Source organism: Brevundimonas sp. Root1423, from assembly GCF_001426805.1.
On record NZ_LMFL01000001.1, the window covers coordinates 166,080 to 184,981 of the forward strand.

The 18,902-nt window shown below is 69.1% G+C and carries 16 protein-coding genes and 1 tRNA gene; 6 read left to right on the forward strand and 11 right to left on the reverse strand.

The genetic code is table 11. From position 1 onward, the window contains the following. The first annotated feature begins 17 nt into the window (after positions 1–17). On the forward strand, positions 18–434 hold the full coding sequence (locus tag ASD25_RS00875; RefSeq protein WP_056614092.1) for a hypothetical protein: 417 nt from the start codon (positions 18–20) through the stop codon (positions 432–434). Here the strand turns inward: ASD25_RS00875 and ASD25_RS00880 are convergent. Genes ASD25_RS00880 through radA form a run of 5 tightly spaced genes read right to left on the reverse strand, consistent with a single transcriptional unit; the run spans position 431 to position 5,132 of the window. After that, complete coding sequence (locus ASD25_RS00880) at positions 431–1,183, reverse strand: SDR family NAD(P)-dependent oxidoreductase (RefSeq protein WP_056614094.1); 753 nt, start codon at positions 1,181–1,183, stop codon at positions 431–433. The genes ASD25_RS00875 and ASD25_RS00880 overlap by 4 nt on opposite strands. Positions 1,184–1,219: 36 nt before the next feature. Continuing rightward, positions 1,220–1,564 carry a VOC family protein gene (locus tag ASD25_RS00885; RefSeq protein ID WP_056614097.1) on the reverse strand — a complete coding sequence of 115 codons (345 nt, stop codon included), beginning with the start codon at positions 1,562–1,564 and terminating at the stop codon, positions 1,220–1,222. 30 nt (positions 1,565–1,594) lie between these two features. Next, a complete protein-coding gene (gene purF, locus ASD25_RS00890; RefSeq protein WP_056614099.1) occupies positions 1,595–3,109 on the reverse strand; it encodes an amidophosphoribosyltransferase in 1,515 nt (504 codons plus the stop codon). Between the two features lie 27 nt (positions 3,110–3,136). Beyond that, the gene (locus ASD25_RS00895; RefSeq protein WP_056614102.1) at positions 3,137–3,733 is read right to left on the reverse strand and encodes a CvpA family protein; all 597 of its coding nucleotides are present in this window, start codon (positions 3,731–3,733) and stop codon (positions 3,137–3,139) included. A 28-nt stretch (positions 3,734–3,761) separates the two neighbouring features. Further along, a complete protein-coding gene (radA, locus tag ASD25_RS00900; protein ID WP_056614104.1) occupies positions 3,762–5,132 on the reverse strand; it encodes a DNA repair protein RadA in 1,371 nt (456 codons plus the stop codon). Positions 5,133–5,309: 177 nt separating this feature from the next. Between radA and ASD25_RS00905 the strand changes: the two genes are divergently transcribed. Together ASD25_RS00905 and ASD25_RS00910 are read left to right on the forward strand one after the other, a co-directional pair. Then, positions 5,310–5,945, forward strand: coding sequence for a Yip1 family protein (locus ASD25_RS00905; RefSeq protein WP_056614106.1), 636 nt, complete (start codon positions 5,310–5,312; stop codon positions 5,943–5,945). Positions 5,946–6,031: 86 nt separating this feature from the next. Then, positions 6,032–7,273: an amidohydrolase family protein gene (locus tag ASD25_RS00910; protein WP_056614109.1), complete on the forward strand. Its 1,242-nt coding sequence runs from the start codon at positions 6,032–6,034 to the stop codon at positions 7,271–7,273. 3 nt (positions 7,274–7,276) lie between these two features. On the opposite strand, the gene alr is transcribed toward ASD25_RS00910, so the two are convergent. Together alr and ASD25_RS00920 are read right to left on the reverse strand one after the other, a co-directional pair. Next, the gene (gene alr, locus ASD25_RS00915; RefSeq protein ID WP_056614112.1) at positions 7,277–8,311 is read right to left on the reverse strand and encodes an alanine racemase; all 1,035 of its coding nucleotides are present in this window, start codon (positions 8,309–8,311) and stop codon (positions 7,277–7,279) included. Between the two features lie 87 nt (positions 8,312–8,398). Continuing rightward, complete coding sequence (locus ASD25_RS00920; RefSeq protein ID WP_056614115.1) at positions 8,399–9,412, reverse strand: ABC transporter ATP-binding protein; 1,014 nt, start codon at positions 9,410–9,412, stop codon at positions 8,399–8,401. Between the two features lie 129 nt (positions 9,413–9,541). Between ASD25_RS00920 and ASD25_RS00925 the strand changes: the two genes are divergently transcribed. Together ASD25_RS00925 and ASD25_RS00930 are read left to right on the forward strand one after the other, a co-directional pair. Beyond that, on the forward strand, positions 9,542–10,114 hold the full coding sequence (locus ASD25_RS00925; RefSeq protein WP_156389151.1) for a biliverdin-producing heme oxygenase: 573 nt from the start codon (positions 9,542–9,544) through the stop codon (positions 10,112–10,114). Then, on the forward strand, positions 10,111–12,255 hold the full coding sequence (locus ASD25_RS00930) for a histidine kinase dimerization/phosphoacceptor domain -containing protein (RefSeq protein ID WP_056614121.1): 2,145 nt from the start codon (positions 10,111–10,113) through the stop codon (positions 12,253–12,255). Before ASD25_RS00925 ends, ASD25_RS00930 begins: the two co-directional genes overlap by 4 nt. Before the next feature lies 1 nt (position 12,256). Here the strand turns inward: ASD25_RS00930 and ASD25_RS00935 are convergent, their stop codons facing one another. Beyond that, positions 12,257–14,458, reverse strand: coding sequence for a DEAD/DEAH box helicase (locus tag ASD25_RS00935; RefSeq protein WP_056614124.1), 2,202 nt, complete (start codon positions 14,456–14,458; stop codon positions 12,257–12,259). A gap of 185 nt (positions 14,459–14,643) precedes the next feature. Here ASD25_RS00935 and ASD25_RS00940 point away from each other — a divergent pair, with 185 nt between their 5' ends. After that, on the forward strand, positions 14,644–16,668 hold the full coding sequence (locus tag ASD25_RS00940) for a caspase family protein (protein ID WP_056614127.1): 2,025 nt from the start codon (positions 14,644–14,646) through the stop codon (positions 16,666–16,668). A gap of 13 nt (positions 16,669–16,681) precedes the next feature. Here the strand turns inward: ASD25_RS00940 and ASD25_RS00945 are convergent. The 3 genes from ASD25_RS00945 to ASD25_RS00955 all read right to left on the reverse strand — a co-directional run bounded on the left by ASD25_RS00945 (position 16,682) and on the right by ASD25_RS00955 (position 18,852). Continuing rightward, positions 16,682–16,756 (reverse strand) — tRNA-Val (locus ASD25_RS00945). 51 nt (positions 16,757–16,807) lie between these two features. After that, entirely contained in the window at positions 16,808–18,097 is a 1,290-nt protein-coding gene (locus ASD25_RS00950) for a dicarboxylate/amino acid:cation symporter (protein ID WP_056614129.1), read from the reverse strand. A 71-nt stretch (positions 18,098–18,168) separates the two neighbouring features. Beyond that, the gene (locus ASD25_RS00955) at positions 18,169–18,852 is read right to left on the reverse strand and encodes an HAD-IA family hydrolase (protein WP_056614132.1); all 684 of its coding nucleotides are present in this window, start codon (positions 18,850–18,852) and stop codon (positions 18,169–18,171) included. Between the last annotated feature and the right edge of the window lie 50 nt (positions 18,853–18,902).

The window sequence follows — 18,902 nt, forward strand, 5'->3', positions numbered from 1 at the left end:
CCTCGGGAGGGTTCCAGATGCTCAGACTCATACTTTCCATCATCGTTGGCGTTGTCATCGCCTTCGCCATCGTCATGGCCGGCGACATGCTGTCCCAATCGCTGGCCGCAGCCGCCGGCCCGGCGCCGGCCGACATGAGCGACCGCGCCGCGATGCAGGCCTATGTGGCCGGTCTGCCGGTGACGGTCTTCGTCACCATGCTGGCGACGTGGACGGTCGCGGCCTTCGCCGCCGCCGCCTTTGCGGCGCGTTTCGGCCGCCGCGGGTCGTGGCCGGGTTGGGTCGCGGCAGGCCTGTTCCTGTGCGCCACCGCCGCCAACCTGATCATGATCCCTCATCCGACATGGATGGCGGTCGCAGGTGTCTTGCTGGTTGTCGCCGCCGGATGGTTCGGCGCAAAAGCTGGATCGACAGGCTTTCTGCGCGTTTCCTAGATCAGCGCCGCCACGTTCGGACCGCCGCTCCAGTCCTTGAACTTCACCTCCAGCGCCGGCTCCAGATCGCCGCGCGCCAGTTCGACCATTAGCGGGCCGATGACCGAGGGATGGACGACGTCCTGCGGATCCTCGCCCGGATAGGCCTGCGCCCGCATCGCCGTGCGCATCCGGCCCGGATCGACGATGGAGACGCGCACGGGCGTCGACTCGATCTCGTCGGCCCAGCATTTGACCAGCGCCTCGGCGCCGGCCTTGGACGCAGCGTAGGCGCCCCAGAAGGCCCTGGGCGCGGCGGCGACGCTGGTGGTCAGATAGACGGCGCGTCCGGCGTCCGACGCCTTCAGCAGCGGCTCCAGCGAGCGGATCAGACGGTAGACGGCGGTGAAATTGGTCTTCTCGACCTTGGCCCAGACGCGCGGATCGGCGTGGCTGACCGGCGTCAGACCCGAGGCGCCCATGGTCGCCGCCGCCTGCACCCAGATATCCAGCCGCCCGAACCGCTCAAAGATCGCCCCGCCCAGCCGGTCGATGGCCCCGCCGTCGACCAGATCGAACGGGATCAGGGTCGCGTGCTTGCCCGTCGCCGCATAGATGGCGTCATCCAGCTCCTCCAGGCCGCCCTGGGTCCGCGCCGTGGCGATGACGTGCGCGCCCGCCTTGGCCAGCGCCAGCGCGGTCTCATAGCCGATGCCGCGCGAGGCCCCCACGACGAGGGCGATGCGGTCTTTGAGGGGAAGGTCGGTCATGCGGGGCTGATAGCCCGACCGCCGGCCCGGCGAAAGTCAGAAGCCGGGGGCGGGTTGCCACACGCTGAAACTGACGCCCTGATCGTCGCTGACCACGGCCGAGCGCCCGCTGGCGCTGTCGGCCGGCGCGGCCGCCTTGCCGCCCAGCTCGGTCACCCGCCTGCAGACGGCGTCCACGTCATCGACGCGGAAATACAGATGCGGAAACTGACCGGCCCGCTCGACCTTGGTGAAGCCGAAAGCCGGATCGCTGCCCGAAACATGGGCGTAGGTCGGCTTTGAGGCGTCCTCGTCGAACGTCCAGCCGAACAGGGCCGAGTAGAAGGCCTTGGCCTTGTCGACGTCCTGGGTGTCGATGGTGAAATAGCCGAGCTGGATCATCCGCCGCCTCTGAAGGGGATCGTATGAGCCTTAAGCGCTGACCAGCAGGGAAAGTTGCCGCGCCGCCACCTCGCGTCCGCCTTCCTCGATCTCGCGATCCAGCAGGCGGGTCGGGTATTCGCCGGTGAAATAGTGGTCGGTGAACTGCGGATTGCGCGGATCGCGCGGGCCCGCCTCCATGGCGTCGTACAGGCCGTCGACCGACAGGAAGCCAAGCGAGTCGACCTCCAGATGGGCGCGCATCTCTTCGAGCGTCTTGTTGGCGGCGATCAGCTGGTCCCGCTCGGGCATGTCGATGCCGTAGAAGTCCGGCCACAGGATCGGCGGCGAGGCCGAGCGCAGGTGCACCTCGGTCGCGCCCGCCGCGCGTACGGCGCGGACCAGTTTCACCGAAGTCGTGCCGCGCACGATGGAATCGTCGATCAGCACGACCCGCTTGCCCTTCAGCACCGAACCATTGGGGCTGTGCTTCATGCGCACGCCCTTCTGGCGGGCGCCCTGGCTGGGCTGGATGAAGGTGCGGCCCAGATAGTGGCTGCGGATGATCCCCATCTCGTAGGGAATGCCGCTTTCCTGCGCATAGCCCAGCGCCGCCGGGACGCCGGAGTCCGGCACCGGCACTACGACATCCGCCTCGACCGCGTGTTCGCGAGCCAGACGCATGCCCATCCGCTTGCGCACGCCATAGACCGAGCGGCCGTTCACGACGCTGTCGGGACGCGAGAAATAGACGTACTCGAACAGGCAGGGCCGGGCCCCGCGGGTCGGGAAGGGCTTCAGCGACTTCAGGCCCTCGTGGTCGATCACGACCACCTCGCCATGCTCCACGTCGCGTTCGAAAGTCGCGCCGATGGTGTCCAGCGCGCAGGTCTCGGACGCCAGCACCCAGGCCTCGCCCAGACGGCCCAGCACCAGCGGGCGGATGCCCAGCGGATCGCGGGCGCCGATCATCTTGGAGCGCGTCTGGCAGACCAGGGCGTAGCCGCCCTCGATCCGGCCGATGGCGTCGATGAAGCGGTCGACGATCTTGGCCTTACGGCTGCGCGCGATCAGGTGGAGGATGACCTCCGAGTCCGAGGTCGACTGGAAGATGGCGCCTTCGCCGACCAGCTGGTTTCGCAGGTAGAGAAAGTTGGTCAGGTTGCCATTGTGGGCGATGGCGATGCCGCCCTGATCCAGATCGGCGAACATCGGCTGGATGTTGCGCAGGAAGGACCCGCCGGCGGTGGAATAGCGCGTGTGGCCCACGGCGGCCGAACCGGGCAGGCGGGTGGATAGGTCCGCGCCGCCGAAGGCCTCGCCCACCAGTCCCATGTGGCGTTCGGTGTGGAAGCGGGTCTCATGGATGCTGGCCATGCCGCAGGCTTCCTGACCGCGATGCTGCAGGGCGTGCAGGCCCAGGGCGACGACGGAAGAGGCGGCGTCCTTCTCGGCGCCCCAGACGCCGCACACGCCGCATTCCAGACGCGGACGATCGTCGTCGGCGTCGCGATAGTGCTCCCGGTGAACGACCGGGGCGGCGATGGAATGCTCGAGGCGGCTCATCGTGGGGCTCCGATGAAGCGGGGAACGCTAGCGTGCGGCGGACGCCGGCGAGGTATTGCTTGTTTGGGGCGAGGGCAAGGCTTTCTCTTCGGAAAACCCTTTGCTCACGGATGAACTGACGACCGGAGCCAGCGCATCCGCGCCGCGGCCGATGCCGGGCAGGACGATCTGGATCATACGGGCGGCTCCGGCGGTCACGGGTCTGAGGGCCGCCTCGCTGAGCCAGCGGGGTGTCTTGTCGCCGGGCATGGCGGCGACGATGACCAGATGGACGGCGCCCAGCAGCACCAGCGACCGCGCCGCGCCGACGAATATGCCCACGATCCGGTCGATGCTTCCGAGTTGCGGATGCGCCTGGGCCCGCTTCGACAGGATCGAACCGAACAGGCGGATGCCGAAATAGATGATCAGGAACGAGACGATGGCCGCTGCGATCGTCCCCATCCAGTCCGGATTGACCAGCATCCGTCCCAGCGGCGCCGTCAGCGGCAGGGCGACCAGGGCGATGAACGCCGCCAGCACGAAGCTCAGCAGGGTGATGATCTCGCGCGTGCCGCCGCGCACCCAGCCGGCCGCGGCGGAGGCGAGGATGACCAGAATGGCGATAACGTCGAAACCGGTCATGCGCGCCCGAACTGAAGTCAGTCCGGTCTCAATAGCGGTTTTGCGAGATTCGTTCGACCGCTTCGGTCAATCGCGTGACAGAGGTCACCTTGACCCCCTTGTCCTTGACCGTCAGCGGCGGAGTCAGGGCCTGATCGAAGCCGAGCTTCTGCGCCTCCCGCAGCCGCGCCTCGGCCCGGCCCACGGCGCGGACCTCGCCCGACAGGCTGATCTCGCCGAACACGACGCAGCCCTGGGGCAGGGGGGTGTCGGTCGCCGAACTGATCAGGGCCGCGGCCGCCGCCAGATCCGCCGCCGGCTCGTTGATGCGCAGACCGCCTGCGACGTTGAGATAGACGTCCTGATCCCCGAAGCCGAAACCGCACCGCGCCTCAAGCACCGCCAGCACCATGGCCAGCCTGCCGGTATCCCAGCCGACCACGGCCCGGCGCGGCGTGCCGTACGCGGACTTGGACACCAGCGCCTGCATCTCGACCAGCACCGGCCGTGAGCCCTCGATGCCGGCGAATACGGCCGCTCCGGGCGCCCGGTCCCGGCCTTCGCCGAGGAACAGGGCCGACGGGTTGGCCACCTCGCGCAGACCGGCGTCGCCCATTTCGAACACGCCGATCTCGTCAGTGGCCCCGAAACGATTCTTGCCGGCGCGCAGGATGCGGAACGGATAGCCCCGCTCGCCCTCGAAGCTCAGGACGGCGTCGACCATATGTTCGACCACGCGCGGTCCGGCGACCGAGCCGTCCTTGGTGACGTGGCCGACCAGCACGACCGCCACGCCCTGCGACTTGGCCAGCCGCACCATCTCGCCCGCGCAGGCCCGAACCTGCGTCACCGAGCCGGGGCCGGCCTCATGGGCGTCGGACCACAGGGTCTGGATCGAATCGACGATGACGATGTCGAACTTCTCACGCTTCAGCGTGCCGAGGATGTCGCGCAGCGCCGTGGCCGAAGCCAGTTCCACCGGCGCCTTCTCCAGCCCCATCCGTTTGGCCCGCGCCCGGATCTGCTCGACCGCCTCCTCGCCGGAGATATAGGCCACACGCCGTCCCGACAGGGCCGCGCGACCGGCCACGTCCAGCAGCAGGGTCGACTTGCCGACGCCGGGATCGCCGCTCAGCAGGATCGCCGACCCCGGCACCACTCCGCCGCCGCAGACGCGGTCGAACTCGGCCACGCCGGTGATGATGCGCGGCGGTTCGGGCGTCTCGGACTGCAGCCCCTCGAAGGTGACGCCCCGCCCGCGCCCAGCCGCGCTGGTCGCCGGTTTCATCGCGCCGGGAGGCGCCGCGCGGCTCTCCTCGACGATGGAGTTCCACTGGCCGCAGGCTCCGCACTGGCCGGACCACTTGCCGTGGACCGCCCCGCAGGACTGACAAACATAGATCGCGCCGTCTCTCGCCATGACGACCGGCTTACAGGAGTCGCGGACGGCCGTGCAGGGGGCGCCGGAACGGGTACGTCCATTTATGACGTGTGCCTCCTTCGTCGCATCTCGCCACCCCGCGGTCGCAAACCCGTTGCGGCGACGGACGCGGGATCGGACCTCTACCGTCCTTTCAATTCCGAGACCCCGACCGTCATGACCCTGGACGCCGCCGCCGCTCCCGCTCCCTCGATTTTCGGTCGCGTCCAGGAAATCCTTCTCAAGCCGACCCAGGCCTGGCAGCGGATCGCGGGCGAACCGGCGACGACGCAGGGCCTCATGGCGGGCTATGCCGCGCCTCTGGCTGCGATCGGACCGATCTGCGGCCTGATCGGCAGCCAGCTCTTCCCGCTGAACCTGTTCGGCACGCCGCTTCGCACGCCCCTCGTCGGCGCGGTCACCTCGGCGGTGCTGTCGTTCGCTATGGCGCTGGTCGGCGTCTACGTTCTGGGCCGCATCATCGAGGCGCTGGCTCCCAGCTTCGGCGCCGAAAAGGATCGCACCGCGGCGATGAAGGTCGCGGTCTATTCCTCGACGGCGTCCTGGCTCTCGGGCGTCTTCTCGATCTTCCCGCTGATGGCGGTTCTGGGCCTGCTGGGTCTCTACAGCCTGTTCCTGCTGTATCGCGGCCTGCCCATCGTCATGAAGGCCCCGGCCGACAAGGCGACGGCCTATGCGGTCACCGTCGTGGTCGCGGCCATCGTGATCTTCTTCCTGATCGCCATGGTGGTCGGCGCGGTCGGCGCGACCCTCACGGCGGGCGCGATCGGCGCGGCCGGCTACGGCGTCTAGCCGGCTCTTTCCAACGGCGGCGGCGCCCGCCTGTTGCTCCCGACGCCCGCGGCATGTCAGCTTCCCCGTACAGGGGAGTTTCAATCATGCTGCATCGTCTGGCCGCCGCCGCCATCGCCCTCACGCTGGGGCTGGCCGCCCCCGCTCACGCCGACACCCTGGTGGTCACCGCCGCCCGCATGGTGGACGTCGAGCGCGGCCGTTATGTCGACAACCCTGTTGTCGTGGTCACGGACGGCCGGATCACCGCCGTCGGGACCGCCGTCCCGACGAACCTTCCCGCGGACGCCCGCCGCCTCGACCTGCCGGGCCTGACCTTGCTGCCCGGCCTGATCGACATGCACGTCCATCTGGCCGGCACGCCCTATGTCTCCGGCTTCACGGTGCCCAACGCCCGCGCCAATCTGATGGCCGGCTTCACCACGGTGCGGAATCTCGGCGGCCCCGACTTCGCCGACGTCGCCCTGCGTCAGGCCATCGACGCGGGCTTCATCGAGGGCCCGCGGGTCATTCCGGCGGGGGTCTCGTTCGGCGCCACAGGCGGCCATTGCGACGCCACCGGCCTGCCGCGCTCCATGGCCCAGGCCAATGACTACAACTCCGACAGCGTCGACGCCGCCCGCCACAGCGTGCGCGAAATCCGCAAATACGGGGCCCAGGTGATCAAGGTCTGCGCCACCGGCGGCGTCTTCTCGCGCAACACCGAGCCCGGCCAGCAGCAGATGACCCTGGCCGAACTGACCGCCGTCGCCGATGAAGCGCATATGTGGGGCATCCGGGTCGCGGCCCACGCCCACGGCGCCTCGGGCATCCGCGACGCCATCCGGGCGGGCATCGACACCATCGAACACGCCTCGCTGATCGACGCCGAGGGCATCCGTCTGGCGGTCCAGCACGGGACCTGGCTGTCGATGGACATCTACAACACCGACTTCACCCAGGCGACGGGCACTGAGTTCGGCGTCACCGAGGACAATCTGCGCAAGGACCGCGAGATCGGCCAGCTGCAGCGCGACAATTTCCGGGCCGCCCACCGCGCCGGGGCCCGGATGGTGTTCGGCACCGACGCCGCCATCTACCCGCACGGCCAGAACGCGAAACAGTTCGCGGTCATGGTCGAGTACGGCATGACCCCCGCCGAGGCGATCCGCGCCGCCACCTGGAACGCCGCCCAGGCGCTGGGCCGGGAAGGGGATGTCGGGGCGATCGTGGCCGGCCGTTACGGCGACCTGATCGCCGTCTCGGGCGATCCGCTGGCCGACGTTCGGATGCTGGAGACCGTGCCCGTGGTGATCAAGGGCGGAGCGGTCGTCCGCGACGCGCGCTGAGCCTCAGACGTAGACCCGCGGCACGCGCGCCGTGACCGAGGTCAGCAGCTCATAGGCGATGGTCCCGGCGGCGCTCGCCGCATCGTCCAGCATCCGGTTCGGGCCGAACAGCTCGACCCGGTCGCCCACGGCGACTTCCAGCCCGGTCACGTCGACGGCGCAAACGTCCATCGACACCCGTCCCACGATCGGCCGCAGCTGGCCCGCGACCGAAACCAGTCCTTTCGGGCTGTACGCCCTCAACACGCCGTCGGCGTAGCCCGTGGCGCAGGTCGCGATCCGTCTCGGGGTCTCCGCTATGAAGCCGCGCGAATAGCCGACGCTGTCCCCGGCCGGCACCTCGCGCACCTGCAGCACCTCGGCCGCCAGCGTCGCCACCGGGCGGATGCGGTCGTCGGGCCGGCCCTCGGGGCCGCCGCCGTACAGGCAGATGCCGGGTCTCAGGGCGTCAAAGGCGTAATCCCGCCCAAGGAAGGCGCCGCCGGAGTTGGCGAACGACCGCACCGTCCCCGGATACCGCGCCGCGGCCGTCGCGAAGGCGTCCCGCTGCCGGGCGTTCATCGGCTCGGCCGGGTCGTCTGCACAGGCCAGGTGGCTCAGCACCAGATCCAGCCCCTCGACGGCGTCCGGCGCGTCCTCGACCCGGAAGCCCAGCCGGTTCATGCCCGTGTCGATCTGCAGGCCGCAGGCGCCGCCGCCCGCCGCCCGCCAGTCGGCGAGTTGCGCTCCGGTGTTCAGCACAGGCTTCAGCCCCGCCGCCCGCAGCCGCGCCGCCCGACCCGTCAGACATCCGTCCAGCACATAGATGGCCACATCGGCCCCGAGCGCGGCCCGCAGCCTCTCCCCTTCGCTGGTGCGCGCCACGAAGAAGGTCCGCGCGCCCTCGGTCATGAGTCGTTCGGCGCAGGCGGAGGCGCCCAGCCCGTAGCTGTCGGCTTTGACCACCGGATGCACCGGGGCGCCGCCGGCCGCCTGCAGCGTGTGGAAGTTCGCGGCGAGCGCGTTCAGATCGATCGTCAGCGTGGCGGGCGCAGGCATCCCTCCATCTAGGGCGACCCTGTTGTGCGACGCAACACGCGAGACGCTACAGCAGGATCGTCAGGTGCAGATGGAAGTAGCGGACGTTCAGAGGCGATCGAAGGCGAGCCCGTCGGCGTCGAACAGGTGGGCCTGATCGGCCGGGACCCGCAACGTCAGCGCCTCGCCCGCTGATGGCCGCGCGTCGCCCGGCAACAGCACCGTCACCGGCGTCTCTCCAGCGGTCAGATAGGCGTAGGTGGCGTGGCCCAGGGTCTCGACGAACACAACGTCTGCGCTGATCGCATCACCCTTGCCGCCGGTCGTCAGATGCTCGGGCCGGATGCCGAGGGTGACTGTGTCGCCCGACTTCGCCCGCGCGGCGTCGACCGCCACCTTCAACGTCTCGCCCGCCGCGGTCCGCACCGTCGCGCCCTTGGCTGTGGCGGATACGATCTCGGCGGCCAGCAGGTTCATCTTCGGACTGCCGATGAACTCGGCCACGAACAGGTTGCGGGGCCGTTCGTACAGCTCCATCGGCTTGCCTACCTGTTCGATCCGCCCGGCGTTCAGCACCACGATCCGGTCGGCCAGGGTCATGGCCTCGACCTGGTCGTGGGTGACATAGACCATGGTCGTCTTCAGACGCTCGTGCAGGCTGGCGAACTCGTAGCGCATCCGCACCCGCAGGGCGGCGTCGAGGTTGGACAGGGGCTCGGACAGGGCCTTGGGCTTGCGGTCCAGATAGTCGGTGATGTTCAGCGTCTCGGCCGCGCCGCGCACGCGCCGGTCGATCTCGGCCTTGTCGGCCTTCGCCAGCTTCAGCCCGAACGCCATGTTCTCGTAGACGCTCATGTGCGGGTACAGGGCGTAGGACTGGAACACCATGGCGATGCCCCGGTCGGACGGGCTCAGGTCGTTGACCGACCGCCCGCCGATGGCGATGTCGCCGCCGGTCTGTTCTTCCAGACCCGCGATGGTGCGCAGCAGGGTGGACTTGCCGCAGCCCGACGGCCCGACGAAGACCACGAACTCGCCGTCTGCGATCTCCAGATCGATACCTTTGAGGACCTCGGTGGTCCCGAAGCTCTTGGTCACGCCGGTCAGCCGGACGTCCGCCATATGTTTCCCTGCCCGCAACTTCTTGTTCGGCCCGTGGAGGCCGGTTTTGCGGTTACCGTAAACGGTTACAGGTCCAGATCAACAGGCCGGCCGAGGTGACAAGCGCGGAACCGATGCTAGGCTTGCGCCGTGTCAGTCCCCCCCATTCTGGCGGCCGTCCGAGCCGCGACAGCGCCACTGCACGATGCGGTGGAGGCCGAAGCGGGCCTCGAGGCGCGCCTGCGCGACCCCTTGCTCCGGCCCGTCGTGGTGGCCGATCTGCTGGCCTTTCATCGCGCAGCCGAAGCGGCGGTTTCGCCCTGGGCCGACGCTGTCGCCGCGGAAGGGCTGACGCCGGCTCCCCAGACGCGCGCGTTGCAGGCCGCCTTGTCCGACATGCGCGCCGACGCGCCCGATCCCGTGACACGGGCGCCCGCCCCTACGCTGGGGGAAGCGCTCGGCTGGCTGTACGTGGTGGAGGGCTCGATGCTGGGCGGGCGCGTCATGCAGAAGGCCATGATCCGCGACGGAATCGACCAGCAGGGCCTCGGCTTCCTCGACCCTTGGGGCGATGAAACCGGATCACGATGGCGCGCGTTGATCTCGGCGATGGAGTCCGCCTGTGCGTCAGGGCGCGCGGCAGGCGCGGACATCGTCAAGGGGGGCGTGGACGCCTTCAGCCTGGCCCACAAACTTCTGACCCCCGTCCGGACGACCGCATGAACGACGCCATCGCCGAAGCCATCTCGACGACCGACTGCGACCGGGAGCCCATCCATATCCCGGAGGCCATCCAGCCCCACGGCCTGCTGTTCGTGGTGGATCGCGGCGATCAGACGGTGCTGCGCGAGGCGGGCCTGATGTCGGCGATCACCGGGCGGGACAGCTGGATCGGCCAGCCGATCTCGACCGTTCTGGGCGAAGCCGTCGCGCGGCGCATGCGAACCGTGTCGGGGGCCGAAGGGGACGGTTTCGCCGGTCGTTGGCGTGCGGCCAACCGGCTGGAATACGACATCATCGTGCGCGAGAGCTCCGGCGATCTGATCGTCGAGGTCGAGCAGAGTTCGCAAGGCGCGCAGTTGGGCGTCGAACTCATCACCCGCCTTGACGCCGCCGGCGTGTCGCTCGAACGCGCGGCCACCGTGCGGGCGGTCTGCGAGAAGGCCGCCGAGGCCTTCCGCACGCTGACGGGCTTCGACCGGGTGATGATCTATCGCTTCCTCGAGGATGACGCGGGTCAGGTCGTGGCCGAATCCAAAGATCCCGACCTGCAGTCGTTCCAGAACCACCACTTCCCGGCGACGGACATCCCGCGGCAGGCGCGCGCCCTCTATGTGCGAAACCACGTGCGGGTGATCCCGGACGCCCGCTACACGCCGCAGCCCTTGCTCCCGCAGTTACCGGGCAAGCCGTTGGACATGAGCGACTGCGGCCTGCGCAGCGTCTCGCCGGTCCACCTCAAATATCTCGACAACATGGGCGTACGCGCCTCCGCCTCGGTGTCGATCGTCATCGACGGCGACCTTTGGGGCCTGATCGCCTGTCACAGCAGCCGCCCGCAGCTGCTGCCGTTCGAGCTGAGAATGGCCGCGGTCAATCTGGCGCGGTCCATGGCCCGTCAGATCAAGGCCAAGGGCGAGGCCGAGCTCTACCGCGAGCGCATGCGCCTGCGACATCTGGAAGACGAGCTGATCGGACGCATGCCGACGGACCGGTCGCTGATGGAAGCCCTGACGGGCCGCACCCGCGATCTCGCGGACCTCGTCGACGCCGACGGCTTCGCGGTGGTTTCGGACGGCGACATCGTCCGCTTCGGCGTCACCCCGCCGGACGAAGCGATCCTGACGCTGGCCGGTTGGGTCGCGGACCAGCCCAGCCTTCGTCCGCTGGCGACCCACGCCCTGTCGCAGCGTCATGCGGAGGCGGCCGCATGGCGCACAGAGGCCAGCGGCCTGCTGGGCGTGCACCTGCACGGCGACCAGCCTCTCACCCTCCTGTGGTTCCGCGCCGAGATCATCGAGACCGTTCGCTGGGCCGGCAATCCGACGACGGCGACCAAGTCGGGGCCCGCCGGCGTCTTGACGCCGCGCGCGTCGTTCGAGGCCTGGTCCGAGACGGTTCAGGGCCGGTCCCGCCGCTGGTCGCCCGCGGCGGTGGAGTCGGCCCAGCGGTTGCGCGACGCCCTGATCGACTTCGCCGCCGTCAGCAAGTTGCGGCACCTGAACCGGTCGCTTCAGGCCAGCGTCAGCGAACGTGACGTGCGGCTGGAGCAGCAGGCCTTTCTGATCCGCGAGGTGAACCATCGCGTCCAGAACAGTCTGACGCTGGTGTCCTCCTTCCTCGGCTTGCAGGCGCGGCAATCGGACCCGGCCACCCAGGCGGCCCTGATGGAGGCCCGCCGCCGCGTCCGGGCCGTTTCCATGGTGCATAGTCGCCTGTATCGCGCGGAGACCGGCTCTACGGTGGACCTGTCGCGCTATTTCGCCGAACTGGTCGAGGACCTCGGCGCATCGATGGGCGCGGACTGGAGCGCCCAGCTGACATCCGATCTCGCCCCGGTCTCGATCGAGGCGGGCAGGGCGGTCACAATCGGCCTTGTCCTGACCGAGTTGATCATCAACGCCCAGAAATACGCCTACGATGGCGCCGCAGGCCCGATCCGCGTGGTTCTGACCGAGGACAAGGACTCCCTTCGCCTGATCGTCGAGGACGCGGGCAAGGGCGGCCACGCCGTCGGCGACGGCTTCGGCTCGATGATGATCGGCAGCCTCGTCGGTCAGTTGGGCGGTCAGATCGACTATCGTGACGCGCGGCCGGGCCTCAGCGTCCTGTTGCGTGCGCCTCTGGGAACCGGCGCAGCCTGATCTAGCTGCGCGGCTTGCCCTTGAAAGTATTGCCCGCGGGCTTGCCGCGCGCGTCCTTGGCGGCCCACGGACGGTCGCCGCCCTTGGGCTTTCCCTTCCACGGCTTGTCGCCGGCCGCCGCAGCCGGGGCTTCAGCGTCCGAGCGCGGTGTCCAGGGCGTCTTGCCCTCGGCCGCCGGTTTCTTGACCCAGGGCTTCTTGCCGGGAGGCGTCGGATCGTTCGGCGTGCGCTTGACCCAGGGCTTCTTGCCCTCGGCGGCGGGCGCGGCGGCGTCGTCGCGCTTCACCCACGGCTTCTTGTCGGCTGCCGGACGATCCTCGCGGGCCTTCCATGCGGGCTTGTCGCCGGTCTCTTCGCGCTTGACCCACGGCTTCTTGCCTTCAGCGGCAGGCGCCGCGTCGTCGCGCTTGGCCCACGGCTTCTTCTCGCCCTGCGGACGATCCTCGCGAGCCTTCCAGGCCGGCTTGTCGCCGCCTTCCTCGCGCTTGGCCCACGGCTTCTTGTCGGGACGGTCGCCGCCGGCGGGCTTCTTGTCCCAGCGGCTGACGGGCTTCTCCTGCGGGCCCGGCTTCACGGCCGGATCGATCTTCACGCCTTCCTCGAGGCCCAGGGCGATGGCGGCCTCGAACTTCGCCTTCATCTCCAGGGTGATCTCGAACTTGGTCTCGCGCTCGAAGATCTTGATCGAGCCGATGTCGCGCTTGGTCACGTGACCCAGACGGCAGATCGTCGGCATCAGCCATTTCGGATCGGCGTTCTTGTCGCGGCCGATATTGATCCGGTACCAGGCCATTTCGCCGCCGCGGGCGAAGTCCGTGTACGGAACATCGGCCTGACCCTTGTCGTTCTTGCCGGTCTCCTGCTGACGCTTCATGCGGTCGTCGTCATAGACGTCTTCCGGCGCCGGCAACTTCGTCTGGTACAGGCGGATCAGGGCCGCCGCGATTTGCTCGGGCGTGCTCTTCTCAAGCAACTGCTTGCCCAGCGCCAGCGTGTCCTCGTCCTCGACCGGGGCGGTCAGGACGGGATCAGCCAGCATCCGCTTGCGGTCGTTCTCGAGGATCATCTCGGCCGAGGGCGGGCCCGACCATTCGGCCTTGATGCCGGCAGAGCCCAGCATCAGCTCGACCTTGCGGCGGCGTGTATAGCTGACCAGCAGGACCGAGACGCCCTTCTTGCCGGCGCGGCCCGTGCGGCCCGAACGGTGCAGCAGGCCGGCCTTGTTGACCGGAATCTCGGCATGGATGACCAGACCCAGATCGGGCAGGTCGAGGCCGCGCGCAGCGACGTCGGTGGCGACGCAGACTCGGGCGTGCCCGTCGCGCAGGGCCTGAAGCGCTTCCGAACGCTGGCTCTGGGTCAGTTCGCCGGACAGGCCGACGACCGAGAAGCCGCGCTCACGCAGCGACGAGGTCAGGTGCTTCACCCGCTCGCGCGTGTTGGCGAAGACGAGGGCGCCGGGGGCCTCGAAATAGCGAAGTACGTTGACGACGGCCAGTTCGACCTCGTTCGGGGCGACGCGGATGGCCTTGTATTCGATGTCGGCGTGCGAGCCCGCGCCGGCGACCGTGTCGATCCGCAGCGCGTCCTTCTGATAGGTCTTGGCCAGCTGCACGATGTCGCGCGCCAGGGTGGCCGAGAACAGCAGGGTCCGGCGCTCGGCCGGAGCGGCGTCGAGGATGAAGGTCAGGTCTTCCTGGAAGCCCATGTCCAGCATCTCGTCGGCTTCATCCAGCACCACGGCCTTCAGGGTCGACAGGTCCAGCGAGCCGCGCTCGACGTGGTCGCGCAGGCGGCCGGGGGTACCGACGACGATGTGGCAGCCGCGGTTCAGGGCCTGACGCTCGACCTTGGGGTCCATGCCGCCGACGCAGGAGACGATGCGCGCGCCGGTCTGGGCGTACAGCCATTGCAGTTCGTTAGAGACCTGCAGGGCCAGTTCGCGGGTCGGGGCGATGACCAGAGCCACCGGCGCGCCGTACTCGGCGAATTTCTCGGCCTCGCCCAGCAGGGTGGGAGCCAGGGCCAGGCCGAAGGCGACCGTCTTGCCCGAACCGGTCTGGGCGCTGACCAGCAGGTCGCGGCCGGAACCGTCCTCGTTCAGGGAGGCTTCAAGGACAGCGGACTGGACCGGCGTGGGCTCGGCGTAGCCGCGAGCGGCGAGGGCGCGGTCGAGCGCGGGATGACTGGCGGGGAAAGGCATGGGGCAGTCCGTAAGGCGCCAACGCGGCGCGCGCCAGCCTCGCCCCGGGGAGGGGGCGACCGGCGAAGGGCGGGGCATGTGCGCCCGGAACAAGGCCGAAGGGTGGCCCTGCCTGCCTGAAAGCCCCGGAATGAGCGCTGACAGACCGTTGTTTCCCGGGCAGACTGCGGTTTCGGGGGACCACGATGCTGAAATCCATACTCGCCGCCACCACCGCGCTGACGCTCGCCTCCATGGTCGGGGTCGTCTGTGCACAGGAGCTGACGCCCCCGCAGAGGCCTGTCGCGCCCCGACCCTCCGCACAGCAGGCGCAGGCCCCGAACGCCCAAGGCGTGGGCGTGCTGACCCCCGAGCGGCCCGTTCGCGGCCAGCTGGCGCGGGGCGACGGGACCCTGCAGAGCGGCGAGTACGCCGACGAGTTCACTCTCACGGTCCGGCGCGGTCAGACCTACGAGCTGACCCTCTCATCCTCGGCCTTCGACCCCTATCTGCTCGTGCGCGGTCCCGGCGGGCTGAGCGAGGACAATGACGACGATCCCGCCGCGCGCGGCTCACACGACAGCCGGCTGCGCTTCACCGCCCCCGCGGACGGCGTGGTCGAGGTGTCGGCCACCAGCTATGAACCCGGCGAGACGGGCGCCTACACCCTGACGCTGGGCGGCCGCGCGGCCAGACCCGCCGAATCGCCTGCCGCCGTGGCGGCCTCGGACGGCGCCATCCGCGTGGGTCAGACGCTGGACGGTCGGCTGGGCGCCGGCGACCGTCAGCTGGACAGCGGCGAGTACATCAACAGCTATGTGCTGCGCGGACGGCGCGGACAGACGCTGGACCTGAGGCTGACCTCGACGGCGTTCGACCCCTATGTCGCGATCAGCGGACCCGGCGACTTCTCGGCCTTCAACGACGATGACCCGGCGGTGACAGACGGACGCAACAGCCGGCTGGTCGTCACGCTTCCGGCCGATGGCGACTACCGCATCACCGCCACCAGCTACGCCTCGGGCGAGCAGGGCGGCTACCGCCTGGCCGTGCTGGACGGCGCCGGCGCCGCTACCCCCGCTCCGCCGGCCGTGCGCCCTTCAGAGCGCGCCTCCGCCAACGGCGGGATCACGATTGGCCAGACCGTCAGCGGCTCGCTCGATGCGGGGGACGACACTCTGGAGTCGGGCGAATATGTCGACCACTTCCGCTTCACCGGCCGCCGCGGCCAGCGGGTGGCGGTGGAGCTGACGTCCTCGGCCTTCGACGCCTACACCATTCTGACCACGCCCTCGGGCGACCAGCAGGACAATGACGACGCCCGCGACGGTACGCACGACAGCCGCCTCGACACTGTGTTGGCCGAGGACGGGGAGTATGAGGTCATGGTCACCTCCTACGCCCCCGGAGAAACCGGCTCATACCGCTTCAGCGTCAGCCCCAGCCAAGGCTCGCCGCGGCAGGCCTCGGTGCAGGGCGGGGCGCGGGTCTTCGCGGTCATGGTCGGCGTGTCCGACTACGGCGGCGCCCAGACCCCGCTGGACTTCACCGATGAGGACGCCCGCAAACTGGCAGAGACCCTGCGCGCCGACGGCTCGCTGAACGACGCCAGTATCGTGCTGACCAACGCCGAGGCCACGGTCGCCGGCGTCCGCCGCGCCTTCGCCCGGGTCGCGGCCGAGGCGGGGCCGCAGGACACCTTCCTGTTCTTCTTCTCAGGTCACGGCGACCAGTCCGAGGTCGCGGTCAGCGGGCTGGAGCCCGACGGCAAGTCCGAGGCCATCGTGCTGCGCGACGGCGAAATCAGCGATACCGAAATGGCCACGCTCTTCGGCTCGCTGCGCACCCGGTTGTCGCTGCTGGTGATCGACTCCTGCTTCTCGGGCGGCTTCGCGCGCAACGTCGTGGACCGGCCGGGCGTCATGGGCCTGTTCAGCTCGGAAGAGGATCTGACCAGCGCCGTGGCCGACAAATTCCAGGCCGGCGGCTATCTGTCCCACTTCCTGCGCACGGGCATGGGCGGCGAGGCCGACGGCGACGGCGACCGGCTGGTCACCGCGGGCGAACTGGCCACCTATCTGCGCCGTCAGTTCCGCGAGCAGGTCGAGAGCGTCGAGTCCGAAACCCAGGACGGCCAGCGCAACTACCAGAACCTGGTCGTGGATCGCGGCGGGGTGCAGGTGGACGACGTGATCGTACGTCTGCCGGCGACGGCGGCGGGCGGAAGCTGATCTGAAAGGGTGATGGTGGATGCGACAGGGATTGAACCTGTGACCCCCTCGGTGTGAACGAGGTGCTCTCCCGCTGAGCTACGCATCCATCTATCGCGGAGGCGGCGACATAGCCCGGTCGTCCCGGGCGCGCAAGACGTCAGATGCCGGCGCCTTGCACCGCCTCGGGCGTCTCCGCATCCGGATCGCCCGGCAGCCATGCGACATGGCCATTGTAGATGCCCTCGTCGAGGATGCCTTCCTCCTTCGCCACCAGCACCGGGACCAGCATCTGGCCGGTGACGTTGGTGGCGGTGCGCATCATGTCGATGATCCGGTCGATGGCCACGATATAGCCGATCCCCTCCAGCGGCAGGCCGGCGGTCGTCAGGGTCAGGGTCAGCATGACGATGCTGGTCCCGGGCACGCCCGCGGTGCCCAGCGAGCCCAGCACCGCCGTCAGGCCGATGAGGACGTACTGGGTCAGCGACAGGTCGATCTGGAAATACTGGGCGATGAAGATTGCGGCGATGGCCGGATAGATCGCGCCGCAGCCGTCCATCTTGACGCTGGCGCCCAGCGGCACGGCGAAGGCGGCGTAGGCCTGCGGCACACCCAGCCGCTCGACCGTCTGGCGCAGGGTGATCGGCAGGGTGCCCAGCGACGACGAGGTCGCGAAGGCCGTCTGCTGGGCCGCGAAGGCGCCGCGGAAGAAGCTGCGGACCTTCAGCCCGTGCAACTTCAGCAGGCCGGAATAGACCACCAGAATGTGGAACAGGCAGGCGGCGTAGATGGCGAGGATGAATTTGCCCAATGGCAGCAGCGCCTCCCAGCCATAACCGCCGACGACCGCGCCGATCAGGCCGAACACGCCAAACGGGGTCAGCTGGATGACCCAGCGGGTGATGCGGAAGGTGATGGCCGCGCCTTCGTCGACGAAACGCCGCGCCGTCGCCGCCCTGTCGCCCAGGGCCACCAGCGCCCCTCCGACCAGGGCCGAGAAGAAGATGATCTGCAGCACCTTGCCTTCGCTGAGCGCCGCGAATGGGTTGGTCGGAACGATGCCGATCAGGACCTCCAGCGGCGTCGGAATGACCCGGTCCTTCACCTCGCCCAACGGCAGGTTCTCCAGCCCGAGCCCGGGGTTGATCAGGTGGCCGAAGGCGAACCCGACAAGCACGGCCAACAGGGAGGTGATCGCGAACCAGACCAGCGTCCTAAGCCCCAGCCGCACCGCCCCCGCGCCTTCGCCGAGTTTCGCGATCGAACTGGCGATAGTGAACAGCACCAGCGGCGCCACCACCATGCGGATCAGGTTCAGATAGACGTCGCCGATCGGCTGCAGCCAGACCTCGGCCTGTTCGCGCAGGATCAGGCCGGCGAGGATGCCGAGGGCGAAACCGGCGGCGGTGCGCTGCCACAGGGGGATCGCGAAGAAACGGCGGAACATGGACGGCCTCGGATGACGAGGTGTGCAGATGTTGGCTGTCCCTCCGATCCGCAACCGTCAGGGCTGCGGATTTAGCCGATCAGGCGATCGATGACGGCCGAAAGCTCGCTGAAATGCTGGATCACCGCGTCGGCTCCCAGATCGGCGGCGGGCGTATCGGTATAGCCGAAGCTCGTGAGGATGCAGGGCACGCCTGTCGCGCGGGCCGCGTCCAGATCGGTGATGCTGTCCCCGACCATGATCGCGCGCGCCGGATCGCCGCCGGCCAGAAGCACGGTCTCGTGGATGTGCGCCGCGTCCGGCTTCCTCGCCGACACCGACTGGGGCCCGCAGATGACCGCGAACCTGTCCGACAGGCCGATGGCGTCGAACAGCGCCACAGCCAGATCGGTCGGCTTGTTCGTGGCGACACACAGGATCGCGCCCCGCGCCGCCAGTTGATCCAGCGCCTCGACCGATCCCGGATAGGCTGTGCTGTGGTCGGCGATATGCTCGAGATAGTCCGCCAGAAACGTCTTCAGCAGGGCCGGGGAGGCGGCCTCGTCCCAGGGCGCGCCCGCCGCCTCGAACCCGCGTTTCAGCAGGGCGACCGCGCCGTGGCCGATCAGGTTGCGGGCCGACTCCAGCGGCACCGGCGGCAGGTTCTGCTGCACCAGCAGCCGGTTCAGGGTTCCCACCAGATCCGGCGCGGTCTCCACCAGCGTGCCGTCCAGATCGAAGGCGATCGTCCAGCCTTCGAGGTCGCGCGTCGTCATTGGCGTCTCCCGTCGGCCGCCGGGATGGGCTAGACCGCTGGCGACGACTA